Annotated in this window: 14 protein-coding genes; 4 read left to right on the forward strand and 10 right to left on the reverse strand. The window is 69.6% G+C overall.

What is annotated here, in order from left to right:
* Positions 1-64: 64 nt before the first annotated feature.
* Together O3W51_RS23215 and O3W51_RS23220 are read right to left on the reverse strand one after the other, a co-directional pair.
* Positions 65-1,057: a tRNA (adenine-N1)-methyltransferase gene (locus tag O3W51_RS23215; protein ID WP_232485981.1), complete on the reverse strand. Its 993-nt coding sequence runs from the start codon at positions 1,055-1,057 to the stop codon at positions 65-67.
* A gap of 191 nt (positions 1,058-1,248) precedes the next feature.
* Complete coding sequence (locus O3W51_RS23220; protein ID WP_244809099.1) at positions 1,249-2,460, reverse strand: site-2 protease family protein; 1,212 nt, start codon at positions 2,458-2,460, stop codon at positions 1,249-1,251.
* A 138-nt stretch (positions 2,461-2,598) separates the two neighbouring features.
* Here O3W51_RS23220 and O3W51_RS23225 point away from each other — a divergent pair, with 138 nt between their 5' ends.
* The 4 genes from O3W51_RS23225 to O3W51_RS23240 are packed head-to-tail and all read left to right on the forward strand — an operon-like array spanning position 2,599 to position 5,834.
* A complete protein-coding gene (locus O3W51_RS23225; protein WP_138354807.1) occupies positions 2,599-3,459 on the forward strand; it encodes a RecB family exonuclease in 861 nt (286 codons plus the stop codon).
* A gap of 40 nt (positions 3,460-3,499) precedes the next feature.
* Positions 3,500-4,171, forward strand: coding sequence for a response regulator (locus O3W51_RS23230; protein WP_138354806.1), 672 nt, complete (start codon positions 3,500-3,502; stop codon positions 4,169-4,171).
* Between the two features lie 52 nt (positions 4,172-4,223).
* Positions 4,224-4,799: a GNAT family N-acetyltransferase gene (locus O3W51_RS23235; protein WP_198358930.1), complete on the forward strand. Its 576-nt coding sequence runs from the start codon at positions 4,224-4,226 to the stop codon at positions 4,797-4,799.
* A gap of 51 nt (positions 4,800-4,850) precedes the next feature.
* Positions 4,851-5,834 carry a sigma-70 family RNA polymerase sigma factor gene (locus O3W51_RS23240; RefSeq protein ID WP_138354804.1) on the forward strand — a complete coding sequence of 328 codons (984 nt, stop codon included), beginning with the start codon at positions 4,851-4,853 and terminating at the stop codon, positions 5,832-5,834.
* Here the strand turns inward: O3W51_RS23240 and O3W51_RS23245 are convergent.
* The 8 genes from O3W51_RS23245 to O3W51_RS23280 form a co-directional block, all read right to left on the reverse strand.
* Positions 5,745-6,173 carry an STAS domain-containing protein gene (locus O3W51_RS23245; RefSeq protein ID WP_187144814.1) on the reverse strand — a complete coding sequence of 143 codons (429 nt, stop codon included), beginning with the start codon at positions 6,171-6,173 and terminating at the stop codon, positions 5,745-5,747. The two genes, O3W51_RS23240 and O3W51_RS23245, sit on opposite strands and share 90 nt — an antisense overlap.
* A gap of 103 nt (positions 6,174-6,276) precedes the next feature.
* Positions 6,277-7,395 carry a MerR family transcriptional regulator gene (locus O3W51_RS23250; protein ID WP_138354803.1) on the reverse strand — a complete coding sequence of 373 codons (1,119 nt, stop codon included), beginning with the start codon at positions 7,393-7,395 and terminating at the stop codon, positions 6,277-6,279.
* 155 nt (positions 7,396-7,550) lie between these two features.
* Positions 7,551-9,149 carry an ABC transporter substrate-binding protein gene (locus O3W51_RS23255; RefSeq protein WP_138354802.1) on the reverse strand — a complete coding sequence of 533 codons (1,599 nt, stop codon included), beginning with the start codon at positions 9,147-9,149 and terminating at the stop codon, positions 7,551-7,553.
* Between the two features lie 28 nt (positions 9,150-9,177).
* A complete protein-coding gene (locus O3W51_RS23260) occupies positions 9,178-10,779 on the reverse strand; it encodes an ABC transporter substrate-binding protein (RefSeq protein WP_138354801.1) in 1,602 nt (533 codons plus the stop codon).
* 107 nt (positions 10,780-10,886) lie between these two features.
* A complete protein-coding gene (locus O3W51_RS23265) occupies positions 10,887-12,227 on the reverse strand; it encodes an oligopeptide/dipeptide ABC transporter ATP-binding protein (RefSeq protein ID WP_269287280.1) in 1,341 nt (446 codons plus the stop codon).
* Positions 12,211-13,272 carry an ABC transporter ATP-binding protein gene (locus O3W51_RS23270; RefSeq protein ID WP_138354800.1) on the reverse strand — a complete coding sequence of 354 codons (1,062 nt, stop codon included), beginning with the start codon at positions 13,270-13,272 and terminating at the stop codon, positions 12,211-12,213. The genes O3W51_RS23265 and O3W51_RS23270 overlap by 17 nt, the downstream gene beginning before the upstream one ends.
* Positions 13,269-14,372 carry an ABC transporter permease gene (locus tag O3W51_RS23275; protein ID WP_232485979.1) on the reverse strand — a complete coding sequence of 368 codons (1,104 nt, stop codon included), beginning with the start codon at positions 14,370-14,372 and terminating at the stop codon, positions 13,269-13,271. The genes O3W51_RS23270 and O3W51_RS23275 overlap by 4 nt, the downstream gene beginning before the upstream one ends.
* Positions 14,372-15,382: an ABC transporter permease gene (locus O3W51_RS23280; RefSeq protein ID WP_138354799.1), complete on the reverse strand. Its 1,011-nt coding sequence runs from the start codon at positions 15,380-15,382 to the stop codon at positions 14,372-14,374. The genes O3W51_RS23275 and O3W51_RS23280 overlap by 1 nt, the downstream gene beginning before the upstream one ends.
* Positions 15,383-15,441 lie beyond the last annotated feature (59 nt).

The raw sequence follows: 15,441 nt of genomic DNA on the forward strand, positions 1-15,441 counted from the left end.
GGGTGCGGGCACCGGCGCCTTCCGTTGCTCTCGGCGGGCTCTCGGCGGGGCGGTGGGCCCGGTACTACTCGGCGGGCGCCTCGGGGGCGGCCGGCGCCTCGACGGCGGGCGTCTCGGCGGCAGTCACCTCAGCGGGCTCTGCCGAGGCGGCGGGCGCGTGCTTGCCCCCGCTTTCGCTGCCGGGGCCGGTGTAGTCCTCGCCGTACGAACCCTTGGAGGGCCGGCGGCGGCGCATCGGCGGCTCCACGCCGTCGGCGAGCCGGCGGGCGGTGAGCAGGAAGCCGGTGTGCCCGATCATGCGGTGGTCGGGACGGACCGCGAGACCCTCGACGTGCCAGTTGCGGACCATGGTCTCCCAGGCCGCGGGCTCGTTGAAGGTGCCGTGCTCACGGATGGACTCGACGGTGCGGGCCATCTGCGTGGTGGTGGCGACGTAGCAGCACAGGATGCCGCCGGGGACGAGCGCCTTCGAGACGGCGTCGAGGCATTCCCAAGGGGCGAGCATGTCCAGAATGACGCGGTCGACATCGGTGTCGGACAGATGGTCCTGGAGGTCGCCGACGGTCAGCTGCCAGGCGGGGTGTTCCCCGCCGAAGTAGCGCTGGACGTTCTGGGTGGCGATCTCGGCGAAGTCGGCGCGGCGCTCGTAGGAGTGCAGCATGCCCTGGTCGCCGACGGCGCGCAGCAGGAAGCTGCTGAGCGAGCCTGATCCGACTCCCGCTTCGACGACCCGGGCGCCGGGGAAGATGTCGGCCATCGCCAGGATCTGCCCCGCGTCCTTGGGGTAGACCACGGCGGCACCGCGTGGCATGGACAGGACATAGTCGGGGAGCAGGGGACGCAGCGCCAGGTAGGCGACGTTCCCCGTGGTACGGACAACACTTCCTTCGGGAGCACCGATCAACTCGTCGTGCTGGAAAGCGCCCTTGTGGGTGTGGAACTGCTTTCCGGCTTCGAGCGTGAAGGTGTAGTGGCGTCCCTTGGGGTCGGTGAGCTGGACCTGGTCCCCGACTTGGAATGGGCCGCGACGGCGGGCGGCACCGGTCGGTTCGGACATGTGAACAGCGTAGCTGGCTTTTTTGGGGCTCGGTTCGCCAGGGCGGGTGAGCCGAAGGGGCGCGTCGCTGTCGAACGGGAGAGCGCGCGGAGATCGTGAGGTACGAGCGATCGAGCACGGTCGGCCTCCCCCGAACCCCGTCCGGGGGGACCCATGGAGCGGCTGTAGCGCCCCGGAGGCGATCCGAGCCCCTAAGAAGCGGGCCTGGCCATCGCGGCCAGGAAGGCCTTCTCCACGTCCGCCGTGGACAGCACTCCGTAGATCTCGCCCGTCGGCTCGACGACCAGGTACTCCGTCGACGGCGTCGCCCGCAGGGTGTCGAGCAGGTCCTCGCCCGCCAGTTCCGTCGAGACCCGCATGCCCGGCTTGAGGTCCTGGGCCAGGCCGCTGACCGCGACCCAGGGGCGGCGGTGCTCGGGGATGCCGACGATGGCGGCCTCGCGGACGACCGCGGTCGGGTCCCCCTGGCCGTCCACGACGACCAGGGCACGGGCGCCCGCCTCGTTGGCGCGGCGCAGTGCCTCGGACAGCGGGGTGTCGGAGCTGACGGGCACGGCGCGCCGGGTGAGGGTGCGGGCCCGCAGGTCGGGGAGGCGTTCGCGCAGCCGGGCCATGCGCAGGCTGTTCCCGGCGCCGGTCCAGATGATGGCGGCCAGGATCGCGGCGAGCAGGGCGTCGGTGAGCGAGTCGAACCCGCTGCTGTCGGCGGTGTTGTCGTACGTGAGCAGGGGCAGTCCGAGGACGGCGATGGCCAGCGCACGGCCGGTCCAGGCGGCGGCGACCGTGCCGCTCATCGGCTTGCCGGTGATCTTCCAGACGACGGCCCGGAGCATCCGGCCGCCGTCCAGCGGGAGGCCCGGCAGCAGGTTGAACACCGCGACGATCAGGTTGCTGATCATGAGGCCGGCGAGCAGCACCCCGGGGACGGTGCCGGGCTCGACGACCTGCATGCCGCCGTAGAAGACACCGGCCAGCACCAGGGAGAGCAGCGGGCCGACGAAGGCGAGGACGAACTCCCGGCCGGGGGTCTCGGACTCCTTCTCGATCTCCGAGACACCGCCGAAGAACTGCAGCTGGATACGGCGCACGGGAAGGTCGAAGCGCAGGGCGGCGACGGTGTGCGCGAGCTCGTGGATGAGCACCGAGGCGTAGAAGGCGACGGCGAAGAAGAGCGAGACGAGGTAGCGGATGTTGCCGAGTTCGGGCAGCACCTTGTCGAGCTGGCCGCCGAAGACCCAGGTGATGAGGGCCGCGACCAGGAACCAGCTGGGAGCGACGTAGACGGGCACGCCGAAGATGCGGCCCATGAGGATGCCGCCGCCGGCTTCGCGCGGGCTCTTCTTCTGACCGTTCCCCGGCTGGGCCTGCGTGCCTTGGGACGGCGGCTGCCCGCTCTCGCTCACTGGTTCCCCTCGTTCATGTGTGAACCCTCGCACCGGCTGAATTGATCTTGCAATGCGAGGGGCTCTGCCATCGATGGTATTGCCCGGTGGTCCGCGGCCGACACCGGCTGTCGGCGGGAGGCCGTAGGGTCGTCTGCCATGGGCACCAGCACCTCAGACATCCCTCCCCGGCCACCGTCGTCGCTCTCCCCGTCACGGGCGTCGGACTTCATGCGGTGTCCTCTGCTGTACCGGTTGCGGGTGATCGACAAGTTGCCGGAGAAGCCGAGCGAGGCGGCCACCCGGGGCACCGTGGTGCACGCGGTGCTCGAACGGCTCTTCGACTCCCCCGCTGTCGAGCGTACGGCGGACCGCGCCCGTTCGATGGTTCCGGGCGAGTGGGAGAAGCTGCTGGCCGCCCGGCCCGAGCTGGCCCAGCTCTTCGAGGTGGCGGACGGACCCGGCCTCACCCGGTGGCTGGAGAGCGCCGAGCAGCTCGTCGACCGCTGGTTCACGCTGGAGGACCCGACGCGGCTGGAGCCCGCCGAGCGGGAGCTGTACGTGGAGACGGTGCTGGACTCGGGGCTGACGCTGCGCGGGTACGTCGACCGGCTCGATGTGGCGCCGTCCGGCGATCTGCGGGTGGTCGACTACAAGACCGGCAAGGCGCCCCGCCCGGAGTACGCCGGCGAGGCGCTGTTCCAGATGAAGTTCTACGCGCTGGTGCTGTGGCGGCTGCGCGGGGTGGTGCCGCGCCGGCTGCAGCTGGTCTATCTGGGCAGCGGCGACGTGATCATGTACGACCCGTCGGAAGCGGACCTGCTGAGCGTGGAGCGCAAGCTGCTGGCGCTGTGGGACGCGATCCGCGAGGCCACGGCGACCGGCGAGTGGCTGCCGCGGCGGACCAAGCTCTGCGGCTGGTGCGACCACCAGGCGGTCTGTCCGGAGTTCGGGGGCACTCCCCCGCCCTATCCGCTGCCGCTCCCGGGCCCCGCGCCGTCCGGTGACGACGTGATCTAGGCAAGAATGGGGCGGGTCCGGCAACGACGAGGGAGATCTTGTGGCGATTCGCGTCCTACTGGTGGACGACCAGCCGCTGCTGCGTACCGGCTTCCGCATGATTCTGGAGGCCGAGCCGGACCTTGCCGTGATCGGTGAGGCCGGGGACGGCCAGCAGGCTCTGGACCAGGTGCGGGCGCTGCAGCCCGACGTGGTGCTGATGGACATCCGGATGCCGCGGATGGACGGGGTCGAGGCGACCCGCCAGATCACCGGACCCGGGCGGGACGGACCGGCGAAAGTCCTTGTGCTGACCACCTTCGACCTGGACGAGTACGTGGTCGAGGCGCTGCGCGCCGGTGCCAGCGGTTTCCTGCTCAAGGACGCGCCGGCCGCCGAGCTGGTGCAGGCGATCCGGGTGGTCGCGGCGGGCGAGGCCATGCTCGCGCCCAGCATCACCCGCCGGCTGCTGGACAAGTACGCGGGACGGCTCCCCTCCGGCGAGGAGTCCGTGCCGCAGCCGCTGCACACCCTCACCGAGCGCGAGGTCGAGGTGCTGAAGCTGGTCGCGCGGGGGCTGTCGAACGCGGAGATCGCGGCGGAGCTGTTCGTCAGCGAGACGACCGTGAAGACCCACGTCGGGCATGTGCTGACCAAGCTGGGCCTGCGCGACCGCGTCCAGGCGGCGGTGTACGCGTACGAAAGCGGGCTGGTGCGCCCCGGAGCCGGCTGAGCGGCCGCGGTGGGCGTCGTGGCCGCGCCGCCGGGTCGGTAACGTCCCCGGCATGCAGACCACTCTCCACGGCGCGTCGGTCACGCTGCGTCCGGCCACCGCCGCCGACATTCCCGCGCTCGCCGCGATCCGCTCGACCCCGGAGGTCTACGAACGGTGGCACGGTGACCGGGAGCGGATGGCCGCCTCCGTCGCCGAGGACTTCGCCGAGCCGGACACCGAGGTCTTCGTCATCGAGCACGAGGGCCGGGTGGTGGGCGCGATCCAGTGGGGCGCCGAGGAGGAGCCCGACTACCGGCACGCGAACATCGACATCTACCTCGACCCCGCCTGCCACGGCCGCGGGCTGGGCACCGACGCCGTGCGGACCCTCGCCGGGCATCTGATCGCCGATCACGGGCACCACCGGCTGATCATCGATCCGGCGGCCGACAACACCGCTGCCATCCGCTGCTACACCAAGGTGGGATTCCGGCCGGTCGGCATCATGCGCGACTACGAGCGCGGCCCCGACGGAACGTGGCACGACGGTCTCATGATGGACCTGCTGGCCCGGGATCTTCCGGTTGAGGACAGAACCCGGCGTGGTCCGAGCGATCCCGGGCGCGCTGTCACACCCCCCGCCTAGGATGACCGGGACGGCTGGAGCTGACGGCCGACGGTCGACAAGGGGCCCTCGATGAGTGATCTCGCGGCAATGGACGGTGTGGCTTCGGAGCTGCAGCTAGAGCGGCACCGGGTGGAGCTGACGGGCTACTGCTACCGGATGCTGGGATCGGCGTTCGAGTCGGAGGACGCCGTCCAAGAGACCCTGGTGCGGGCGTGGCGCGGCTTCGACCGGTTCGAGGGCCGGGCGTCGCTGCGGTCGTGGCTGTACCGCATCGCCACCAACGTCTGTCTGGACATGCTCAAGGCGCGCGAGCGCCGGGCCCGCCCGATGGATCTCGCGTCCCCCGTCTCGTCCTCGTCCCCGTTGACCCCGGCGCTGCCGGAGGCGACGTGGATCGAGCCGATGCCCGACGGCCGGATGCTGCCCTCGGGCGGCGATCCGGCCGAGGTGGCCGCCCAGCGCGATTCGGTCCGGCTGGCGTTCGTCGCCGCGCTGCAGCACCTGGCGCCCCGGCAGCGCGCGGTGCTGATCCTGCGGGAGGTGCTCGCGTGGAAGGCGAGCGAGGTCGCCGAACTGCTCGACACGACGGTGGCGTCGGTCAACAGCGCGCTGCAGCGGGCCCGTTCGGCACTGGCCGCCAGTGATGTCACCGCCAGCGACCCGGCCCGGCCGATGGACGAGACGCAGCGCGCCCTGCTGGCCCGCTACGTCGACGCCTTCGAGCGCTACGACCTGGACTCGCTCACCTCTCTGCTGCGGGAGGACGCGACGCTGTCGATGCCGCCGTACGAGCTGTGGTTCCGCGGCCCCGCGGACATCCGCGGCTGGATGCTCGGCACCGGCATAGGCTGCGCGGGCTCGCGGCTGCTGCCGGTCACGGCGAACGGCTCACCGGCGTTCGGCCAGTACCGGCCCGCTTCCGACGGCGGCCACGAGCCGTGGGCGCTGCAGGTCATCGAGATCTCAGGGGACCGGATCACCGGGATCAACTCGTTCCTCGACACCGCGCACCTGTTTCCGCTGTTCGGCCTGCCTCCCCGGCTGGAGCCGTAACCCCGGCTCCAGGGGAAGCACGTCCCGCAGCCCCGCCAGGGCCAGCAGCCCGCGCAGCCGCCCGCCGGCGTTCCGCAGCCTTATCCGGCTGCCGAGCCGCCGGGCGGTGAGCTGCAGCCGGGCCAGGGCTTCGACGGTGACCGCGTCCGGGTCGGTGAGCGCGGCCACGTCGCAGGTGACCCAGCCCGGTTCCCCGCCGCGCAGCCGGTCCCGCAGGCATGCGCACAGCTCGGGTATGCCGGCGCGGGTGAGCGGGCCGGCCAGGACCCAGACGACCCCGTCCGGGCCCTGCTCCGGCTGCCGTCCGGCCCGCTCCGGCGCCTCGTCGGCTGCGCTCAACGTCGGCCTCCTGTCGTGGGTTCTCCTACGACAGACCTGCCGGCCGGGCAGAACTCATCGCCGGCGGGGTGTACCGGCCCTGCGGTACCCGGCCCCGCAGCGCCTAACGGGCCGGCCCGGCGGCCGCTTCGACGACGTCCGCGACGGCGCAGCTGACGTTGTCGGGCCCGCCGCCCGCGTTGGCCAGCGCGATCAGCTCGCGGACGGCCTGCTCGGGGTCGGTGACCGAGGCGAGCACCCGCTGGATCTCCGGGCCCGGCACCACGGTGGTCAGGCCGTCGGAGCACAGCAGATAGCGGTCGCCGGGGAGGGCGTCGTGCAGGCGCAGATCGGCGGTGGACGCGTCGCCGCCGTCGAGGGCCCGCAGCAGCAGCATCCGCTGGGGGTGCGACGCCGCCTCTCCCGCGCTGATGCGGCCGTCGTCGACCATCGACTGCACGAGGGTGTGGTCGTGGGTGATCTGGAAGAGCTCGCCGCCGCGCAGCAGATAGGCGCGGGAGTCGCCGATGTGGACGAGGGCGAGCTGCGATCCGGTCCACAGCATGGCCGTCAGGGTCGTGCCCGGCCCCTGGAGCGCGCCGTCGGGCCCGGCGAGGCCCCGCACCGCCTCGTTGGCCTCCTGCACGGCGTTCTCGAGGGCGTTGAGGAGACCGCCGGCGGGGACGCCGGGGCTCGTGGTGCCGGTGCGGGTGCTGTCGGCGAGGTCGAGGCGCTTGAGCGCGTCGATGGCGGCGGCGCTCGCGGGCGCCCCGCCGGCGCCGAATCCGTCGGCGACGGCGAGCAGCCGGGCGTCGGCGTAGGCCGCGTCCTGGTTGCTCTCGCGGATCAGACCGGTGTCGGTGAGCGCGGCATAGCGGATCGCCAGAGCTGCTCCGGTGCGTTCCATGACGGTGTCCTTCCGTGACAGGTGGTCGACGAGGAAGGTCGCGAGGTCCCGCCGGGCGTCGGTGTCGGACTCGACCTGTGCCCAGAACGCGGCGACGGCCTCCGCCGCCGCGGCCGGCGCCAGGTCGCACACCACCCGGATCCGGGCCAGCGGCATGCCGAGCCGGCGGAGCCAGGCCACCAGCCCGGCCCGTTCCAACTGCGCCGGATCGTAGAACCGGTAGCCGGTCAGCGGGTCGACGCGGGCGGGCGGCAGCAGTCCGAGTTCGTCGTACAGCCGCAGCGCCTTCGGCGACAGGCCGGACGCGTGTCCGAACTCCCCGATCGTCAGCAGCACCGTGCTCGCCTCCTCGTGCCGGGCGGTGTGCCCGGCTGCCCCGATGCTGTGGTCTGCCCCAGGGACAAGGTCAACCCCGGTCGCCCCGGCACACTGGAACGGGCCCGGACGACAGTGTCGTCCGGGCCCGTTCCAGTGTCCTGATCAGCCCGTTGTCAGCCCGTCACACCTCGTCCCAGCTCCCAGAACTGGGTCGTGGAGGACGCGTTGAGGGTCCATTCGGTGCCCGTGATGTCGCTGCGGGCGGCGAGGTACTGCTTGCCCTGCCACAGCGGCAGCATCGGCACATCGGTGGCGATGATGTTCTGCATCTGGGTGAAGTCCGGGAAGGTCGCGCTGCGCTGCGTCTTCTGCCGGGTGGAGTTGATCAGCTGGCCCTGGATCAGCGGGTTCGCGTACGCCAGCTCCAGGAAGTTGTCCTTGCCGAGGAACGGCGCGACGTAGTTGTCCGGGTCCGGGAAGTCGGGGAACCAGCCCATCCCGTACACCTGGTACTGGTGCTTGCGCCCGCCGTCGGTGTACGTGTGCCAGTCGGCCACCGGCTGCAGCTTGATCTTGAACAGCCCGCTGGCGTCCAGCTGCTTCTTGAGCAGCTCGAACTCCGCCTTGGTCGCCTCGCCGTAGTGCTCGGTCGTGTACGAGAGCGTCAGCTCGACCGGCGTGGTGATGTTGGCGTCCTTGAGCGTCTTACGGGCCTTCGGCACGCTCGGCTCGCCGTAGGAGTTGTAGAACGAGGTGGCGTGGGCGGTGATGCCGGCCGGGACCATCGAGTACAACGGCTCGGTGGTGCGCTTGTAGACGTCGCGCGTGATGGCCTGCCGGTCCACGATCTGGGCGAAGGCCTCGCGGACCGCCTTCTGCTTCACGACCGGGTCGGCCGTGTTGAAGACCAGGTAGCGGATCTCGGTGCCGGCCGTCTCGGTCAGCTTGACGTTGCTGTCGGTGCTGATGTTGAGGCTGTTCAGCTGGTCGGGCGTCATCGTCCGGTTCATGACGTCGATGTCACCGGCCTTGAGCGCCTTCTCCATGTCCGTGGAGTTCTTGAAGAACTTGAGCTCGATCTTGCTGTTGTTCAGCTTGATCGTGCCCTTGTAGTGCGGGTTCTTCGTGAAGACGGCCGAGTCGCCCTCCTTGAAGGAGTCCAGCTGGTACGGGCCGGAACCCATGATGTCGAAGCCGGGGTGCTGCTTCTTCGCGTCGTACACCTCGCTGTCCACGATCGCCGCGGCGGGCGTGGCCAGCTTGTACGGGAAGGTGGCGTCGGGGTCCTTGAGATGGAAGACGACCGTGGCGTCGTCCGGCGTCTCGACCTTGTCCACGTTGGTCAGAAGGCTGTACGGGCCGTTCTCGTCCTTGATCGCGAGCATGCGGTCGATGGAGAACTTCACGTCCTTGGACGTGAGCGCGTGCCCGTTGGAGAACTCGAGGCCGTCCCGCAGGGTGCAGCGGTACTGCTCGCCGAGTCCGTCGGTGAAGTGGCACTCCTTGGCGGCCTCGGGCTCCGGGTCGGTACCGCTGCGGGGGTAGCGCAGCAGCGTCTGGAACGTGTTGTAGAAGACGTTCCAGGACTGGATGTCGTAGCCCGTGACGGGGTCGAGCGGGGCCGGCGCCTGCGGCGTGATGTGGAACTCGTCGGTGGTGCCGAAGACGATCGCCTTGCCGTCGTCCCCGCTGCCACTGCCGGATCCACAACCGGCGAGTACGGGCGTCATCAGACCCACGACTATCGGCAGCGCGAGCAGCTTGCGATTCATCCTCGACGTTCTCCCTTGTATGTGCTGATCAACTCGTCACGCCCCGCCCGAGCTCCCAGAACTGGGTGGTGGTGGAGGAGTTGAGCGCCCATTCCACACCGGTGATGTCACTGCGGGCAGCGATGTACTGCTTGCCCTGCCACAGCGGCAGCATCGGCACGTCCTGGGCGATGATCTTCTGAGCGGTCTCGAAATCACTGATGGTGGCGCTGCGCTGGGACTGCTGTCGGGTCTGCGGGATCACCTGGCGCTGGATGATGTCGCTCTGGTAGGGCAGCTTCAGGAAGTTGCCCTTGTCGAAGAACGGCGCGATGTAGTTGTCCGGGTCCGGGAAGTCGGGCAGCCAGCTCAGAGCGTAGGCGGCGTACTTGTGCTTCTTCACCTCGGTGAGGAAGACGTTCCACTCCTCGCTCTTGAGCGTGACGTCGAACAGGCCGCTCGCGTCGAGCTGAGCCTTGATCGCCTCGGCCTCCTCCTTGTTGCTGGAGCCGGCGAGGTCCTTGCGGTACCAGTAGTCGAACGCGACCTTGTCGTCGATCCCGGCCTGGTGCAGCAGCGCCTTGGCCTTGGTCACGCTCGGGTCGCCGTAGGTCTTGAAGAAGGAGTTGGCGTGCCCGGTGATGCCCACCGGGACGGGCGAGTACAGCGGATCGGCGGTCCGCTGGAAGACATCACGGGTCAGCGCCTGGCGGTCCAGGATCTGGGCGACGGCCTGGCGGACGGCCTTGGGCCGCACCGCCGGGTCCGTGGTGTCGAAGAACAGGTAGCGGGCCTCGGTGCCGGCCGCTTCGGTGAGCTTGACGTTCTCGCCGTCGCCGGCCTTGAGCAGCCGGTTGATCTGGTCGGGCCGCATGGTGCGGGTGGCGACGTCGACCGTGCCCTTCTTGAGCTCGGCCTCCATCGTGTCCGCGGACGTGAACATCCGCAGCTCCACCTTGCTGTTGTTCAGCTTCAGCGTGCCCTGGTAGTTCGCGTTCCTGGAGAAGACGGCCTTGTCGTCCTGCTTGAAGTCGTCCAGCGTGTAAGGGCCGGAGCCGACGATCTTGAAGCCGTCGTACGGCTTGTCCGCGGGGTAGACCTGGCTGTCCAGGATCGCGGCGGCGGGCGTGGCCAGCTTGAGCGGGAAGGTGGAGTCCGGCGCCTTGAGGCGGAAGACCACCGTCTTCTCGTCGGGCGCCTGCACGGTGGCGACGCCGGAGATCAGCGACGCGGGACCGTTGTCACTGTTGATCTTCAACATGCGGTCGACCGAGAACTTGACGTCCTCGGCCGTCAGCGCGTGACCGTTGGAGAAACTGAGCCCCTTGCGGAGCGTGCACTGGTACACCTGCCCGACCAGGTCGGTGAAGCCGCACTTCTCCGCGGCGTCGGGTTCCGGGTTGGTACCGCTGCGCGGGTAGCGCAGCAGCATCTGGAAGGTGTTGTAGAAGACGTTCCACGTGGCGCTGTCGTACGACGTCGCCGGATCCAAGGGTGACGGGTTCTCCTTGGTCAGCTTGATGCTGTCCGTGGTCCCGACGACGATGGGTTTACCGCTGCTGTCACCGCCACTGCCCGATCCGCCGCAACCGGCGAGGGCGGGTGCGACGACGCCGAGAAGCATCGCCGGCACCAGTAGCTTACGGTTCATCCTCGTCGTTCTCCCTTTGGTCTTTCCGTGCTCAGTCGATCCTTGGCCGTTCCCGGGCGGGCGACGCGACGCCTGCGCCGCCCGCCACCGTGTAGGTGATGATGCGGTTATCCGCCGGAGCCGGGGTACAGGTGGCAGGCCACTTGGACGTCCGTTTCCGGCAGCAGGTTGAGCCGCGGGTCCTGTGATGGCGAGAACTCCACCACGGCCCGGCCGCCTTCTGCGTGCATGGTGATCACGCCCCGCCAGAAGGGCTCGCGCGGCTCGGCCGCCGAGGCCTCCTCACGGAGTCGGCGGAGGTATTCCAGCACATCTTCCGCGCTGTGCCCCCTGCCGGGGGTGACTGCGGCGGAAGTGACCCCGGATTCGGAGAGCGCGTCAAGATCGCCGAAGAGCGCCCTTTCCTTGCCCGCCTCCGCCGGCGGCAGTTCCAGCCACCGGCGGTCCAGCAGGCCACGCAGGTCGCGGGCCTCCCAGCCGCAGCCGGCCAGGGCGACGGGGCAGCGGGGGTGGAAGGAACAACCGAGCGGCGGCTTGGCCGCGTCCGGAATCTCACCGCGCAGCAGCTCGCGCTCGACGGCGAGCGTCGGGTCGGGCTCGGGGATCGCCGCCAGCAGCGCCTTGGTGTACGGGTGCTTGGGGTCGGCGAAGACCTCAGCGGTGGGCCCGTACTCGACGATCCGGCCGAGGTACATGATCGCGATGGTGTCGCAGAAGAACTTCGCGCTGGCCAGATCGTGCGTCACATAGACGTACGTCAGGTCCAGGTCCCGCTTGAGGTCCAGCATCAGCTGCAGGATCTTGGCGCGGACGCTCATGTCGAGCATGGAGATCGGCTCGTCGGCGACGAGGAGCTCCGGCTCGGCGATGATCGCGCGGGCCAGCACGGCCCGCTGCTTCTGGCCGCCGGACAGGTCGCCGGGGAACTTCGTCAGGTACCGCTCGGGAGGGGTCAGGCCGACCCGCTCCAGGGCGTCGGTGACCTTGGCGTCGTACTCCGCGTCGCTGCTCACCAGGTTGTGGATGCGCAGCGGGTGGCCGACGGCGGTGCGGATGTCCATCGCCGGGTTGAGCGAGGCGTGCGGGTCCTGGAAGACCATCTGCAGCTTGCGGCGCAGCGGCCGCATCTTGCGCTCGCCGAACTCGGTGATGTCCTCGCCCCGGTAGCGGATGGTGCCGCCGGTGGCCCGGTTCATGCCCAGCAGGGTCCGGCCGAGGGTGGTCTTGCCCGAGCCGGACTCGCCGACCAGGCCGAGCACCTCGCCCTTGCGCAGCTTCAGGTTCACCCCGTCGACGGCCTTGACCGCGCCCGCCGCCTTGCCGGCGAGCCGGCCGAAGACGTTGCCCCGCATGCCGAAGTGGACCTCGAGGTCATGCATCTCGACGAGGGTCTCGCGGTCGTCGAGAGCTACGACACCGCTCGCTTCTGTATCAGGCTTCGTCAGCAACGCTGATCTCCTTCACGGCGGCGAGCGGCTCGCGCCCACCCGTTCCCAACTCGTCGGCCATCGAGGGGTCGACCTCGATCGCCTGCTGCCAGCAGACGCTGTGCACGCCGGACGGCAGTACCACCTCGGGCGGCTCCACCTTCGCGCATCCCTGCATCGCCACCGGGCAGCGCGGGCTGAACCGGCAGCCCTCCGGGGGGTGCACCAGGTCCGGGGGGCTACCCGGGATGAAGTGCAGTCCGGTGGTGGAGAGCGAGATCGTGGAGCGGAGCAGCTCCTTGGTGTACGGGTGCTGCGGGTTCGCGAACACTTCGCGGGCATCGCCCTGTTCGACGATATGGCCCGCGTACATCACCGCGACCCGGTCACACGCTTCGGCGACGATACCGAGATTGTGGGTGATCAGCACAAGGGATGTGTCGAAGTTCTTGCGCAGATCGGCAAGGATCTTGATGATCTGTGCCTCGACGAGGACATCGAGCGCCGTCGTGGGCTCGTCCGCGACGATGAACGCCGGGCGCAGCACGAGGGCGAGCGCGATCATGATGCGCTGGCGCATACCGCCCGAGAACTCGTGGGGGTAGCTCTCGTACCGGCTGGCCGGGATGCCCATACCGCGCAGCGCCTCGATGGCGCGCTCGCGCAGCTCGTTCTTCGAGAGGTCCTTGTGGTGCGTGTGCAGGGCCTCCTCGAAGTGCTGGGAGATCCGCATCAGCGGGTTCAGCCGGGTCATCGGCTCCTGGAAGATCAGCCCGAGGTCCGGGCCGCGGAGCTTCTGCAGCTCCTTGGCGGGCAGGCCCACCAGGTTGCGGCCCTTGCCCCCCTTGCTGTTCAGGATCACTTCACCGTCGACGGAGGCGACGGTGGGCGCCAGGCCCAGCACACCGCGGCCGAGGGTGGACTTGCCACAGCCGGACTCGCCGACCAGGCCGAGCGTCTCGCCGGGGCGTACGTCGAAGCTGACGCCGTCGACGGCGCGGACCGGTCCGCGTTCGGTGCCGTACCAGACGCGCAGGTCGCGTACGGAAAGGACAGGTTCGGTCATTTCGCGGCCTCCCCTTCTTCTGCGGTTGCTGCGGTAGCTGCGATTGCTGCGGATTCCGCGGTCGCCGCGGTCTTCGCGGTCTCCGCGGTGACGACTCGGCGGCGGCTGAGCGCGGGCAGCGCCACCTTGGTGATGCGGCGGCGGCGCATGGTCGGGTTGAGGACGTCGTTGAGGCCCTCGCCGAGCAGCGTGAAGCCGAGGATGGCGATCACCATGGCGATGCTCGGGTAGAGGCAGGTCCACCACATTCCGGCGTTGACGTCGCTGATCGCGCGGTCGAGGTCGTAGCCCCACTCGGCGGCGTCGGTGGGCTGGATGCCGAGGCCCAGGAAGCCCAGGCCGGCCAGCGTGCCGATGGCGTCGGCGGCGTTCATCGTGCCGATGACGGGCACCGACTGGATGACGTTGCCGAACAGGTACTTGCGGATCACCACGGAGGGCTTGGCGCCCATCGCGCGGGCCGCCTCCACGAAGGTGGCCTCACGGGCGGAGAGCGCCGAGGCGCGGACCACCCGGAAGTACTGCGGGATGTAGACCACGGTGATCGACAGCGCGGCGGTCACCACGCCCCCGCCGGTGATGCTGGCGAAGACGAAGCCGGCCACGATGGCGAGCAGCAGGTAGGGGAACGCGAAGAGCGCGTCCATCACCAGCACCAGGATGCGGTCGAGCCAGCCGCCGAAGTAACCCGCCAGGAGGCCCAGGAGGACCCCCAGGATGAGCGAGAAGACGACGGCGAGGACCATCACCTCCAGCGCGGTGCGGGCGCCGTAGACGGTCCTGGAGACCACGTCCAGGCTCTGCACGGTGGTGCCGAACCAGTGGTCGCCGTCCGGCGCGCCCTGCTTCGGGAAGGTCTTGCCACCGGACTGGTACGTGTCGAAGTCGTACGGGGCGATCAGCGGAGCGAAGATCGCGGTCAGCACGAAGAGCAGCGAGAGGATCGCGCCGGTCCACAGCATGAACTTGGGCACGCCGTGGGCCTGCCGGACCGCGATCACGATGCGCCGCAGACCGCCGAAGCGGACGGACTTTCCGGGACCCGGAGCCCTGGGGGTTATCTCCGGGTCGAGCGGAGCGGGGAGTGTCGTCTGGGCCATCAGTACCGCACCCTCGGGTCGATCAGCGCGTTGATGAAGTCGATCAGCATGCTGATCACGACGACGACGAGGGCGAAGACGGTGACGATGCCCTGGACGGCGACGTAGTCGCGCTGGTTGATGTAGTCGATGAGCTGGCGACCGATACCGGGCCAGGTGAAGATTCGCTCGGTGAGCACCGCACCGCTGAGCAGCATCGCGACCTGGAGGCCGAGGACGGTGATCACCGGGACCATCGCGTTGCGGAAGGCGTGCCGTCCGACGACGGCGGTCTCCTTCACGCCGCGGGCGCGGGCCGCCTCGATGTAGTCGCCCTGGAGCGACTGGATGAGGTTGATGCGGATCATGCGGATGAAGACACCGACGATCAGCAGGCCCAGCGCGATCGAGGGCAGGACCAGGTGGTTGGCGATGTCGCCGACCGCGTCCCAGTCGCCCACGATCATGGCGTCCACGATGAGGATGTGGGTCTGCGTCGGCACGTTCAGCTGCACCAGTGGGGAGGCCTGGCCGGACGTGGCGCCGAAGGCGAGCATCAGCATGGGCGCTGCGACGATGACCGGCACGGCGTAGCTGAGGATGCCGAAGAGCCGGCCCGCCACGTCGATCGTGCTGTCCCGCAGCCGGCCCGCGAGCAGGCCCACCGGGATACCGATGACGCTCGCGAAGACCAGGGCGCCGAAGGTCAGGGTGAGGGTGGCGCCGCCGTTCTCGATGATGATGTCCCGCACCTGGCGGTGGTCGGAGAACGTGGTGCCGAAGTTCAGGGTGACGACGGACTTCAGGTAGTCCCAGAACTGCTGGTACATCGGGGCGTCGAAGCCCGCGGCATGCCGTCTCGCCGCGAGTTCCGCCGCGTTGAGCTTGCCGCCCTGGGAGGCCGAGATGGGGTCACCGGGGGCCACCCGCATCAGGACGAAGACCAGGACCAGCAGGATGAGAACCATGGGGATTGCGAGCGCGATCCTGGTGAGGATGTAGCGGCGCAGCGACCCGGACTGCTTACTCATGGAGGGGTGTCTTTCTTAGCCGGAGTGGCGGCCGGCCCGCGGGGGAGAGACTCCCCCGC

Origin of the sequence: Streptomyces sp. H39-C1, from assembly GCF_027158125.1 — a bacterium.
GTDB lineage: Bacteria > Actinomycetota > Actinomycetes > Streptomycetales > Streptomycetaceae > Actinacidiphila > Actinacidiphila fildesensis.

What these genes read in the sequence shown, in the direction of transcription:
- O3W51_RS23215 (WP_232485981.1), bottom strand. Translation starts at nt 1,057, where the DNA reads ATGTCCGAACCGACCGGTGCCGCCCGCCGTCGCGGCCCATTCCAAGTC.
- O3W51_RS23225 (WP_138354807.1), top strand. Translation starts at nt 2,599, where the DNA reads ATGGGCACCAGCACCTCAGACATCCCTCCCCGGCCACCGTCGTCGCTC.
- O3W51_RS23235 (WP_198358930.1), top strand. Translation starts at nt 4,224, where the DNA reads ATGCAGACCACTCTCCACGGCGCGTCGGTCACGCTGCGTCCGGCCACC.
- O3W51_RS23240 (WP_138354804.1), top strand. Translation starts at nt 4,851, where the DNA reads ATGAGTGATCTCGCGGCAATGGACGGTGTGGCTTCGGAGCTGCAGCTA.
- O3W51_RS23255 (WP_138354802.1), bottom strand. Translation starts at nt 9,149, where the DNA reads ATGAATCGCAAGCTGCTCGCGCTGCCGATAGTCGTGGGTCTGATGACG.
- O3W51_RS23260 (WP_138354801.1), bottom strand. Translation starts at nt 10,779, where the DNA reads ATGAACCGTAAGCTACTGGTGCCGGCGATGCTTCTCGGCGTCGTCGCA.
- O3W51_RS23270 (WP_138354800.1), bottom strand. Translation starts at nt 13,272, where the DNA reads ATGACCGAACCTGTCCTTTCCGTACGCGACCTGCGCGTCTGGTACGGC.
- O3W51_RS23275 (WP_232485979.1), bottom strand. Translation starts at nt 14,372, where the DNA reads ATGGCCCAGACGACACTCCCCGCTCCGCTCGACCCGGAGATAACCCCC.
- O3W51_RS23280 (WP_138354799.1), bottom strand. Translation starts at nt 15,382, where the DNA reads ATGAGTAAGCAGTCCGGGTCGCTGCGCCGCTACATCCTCACCAGGATC.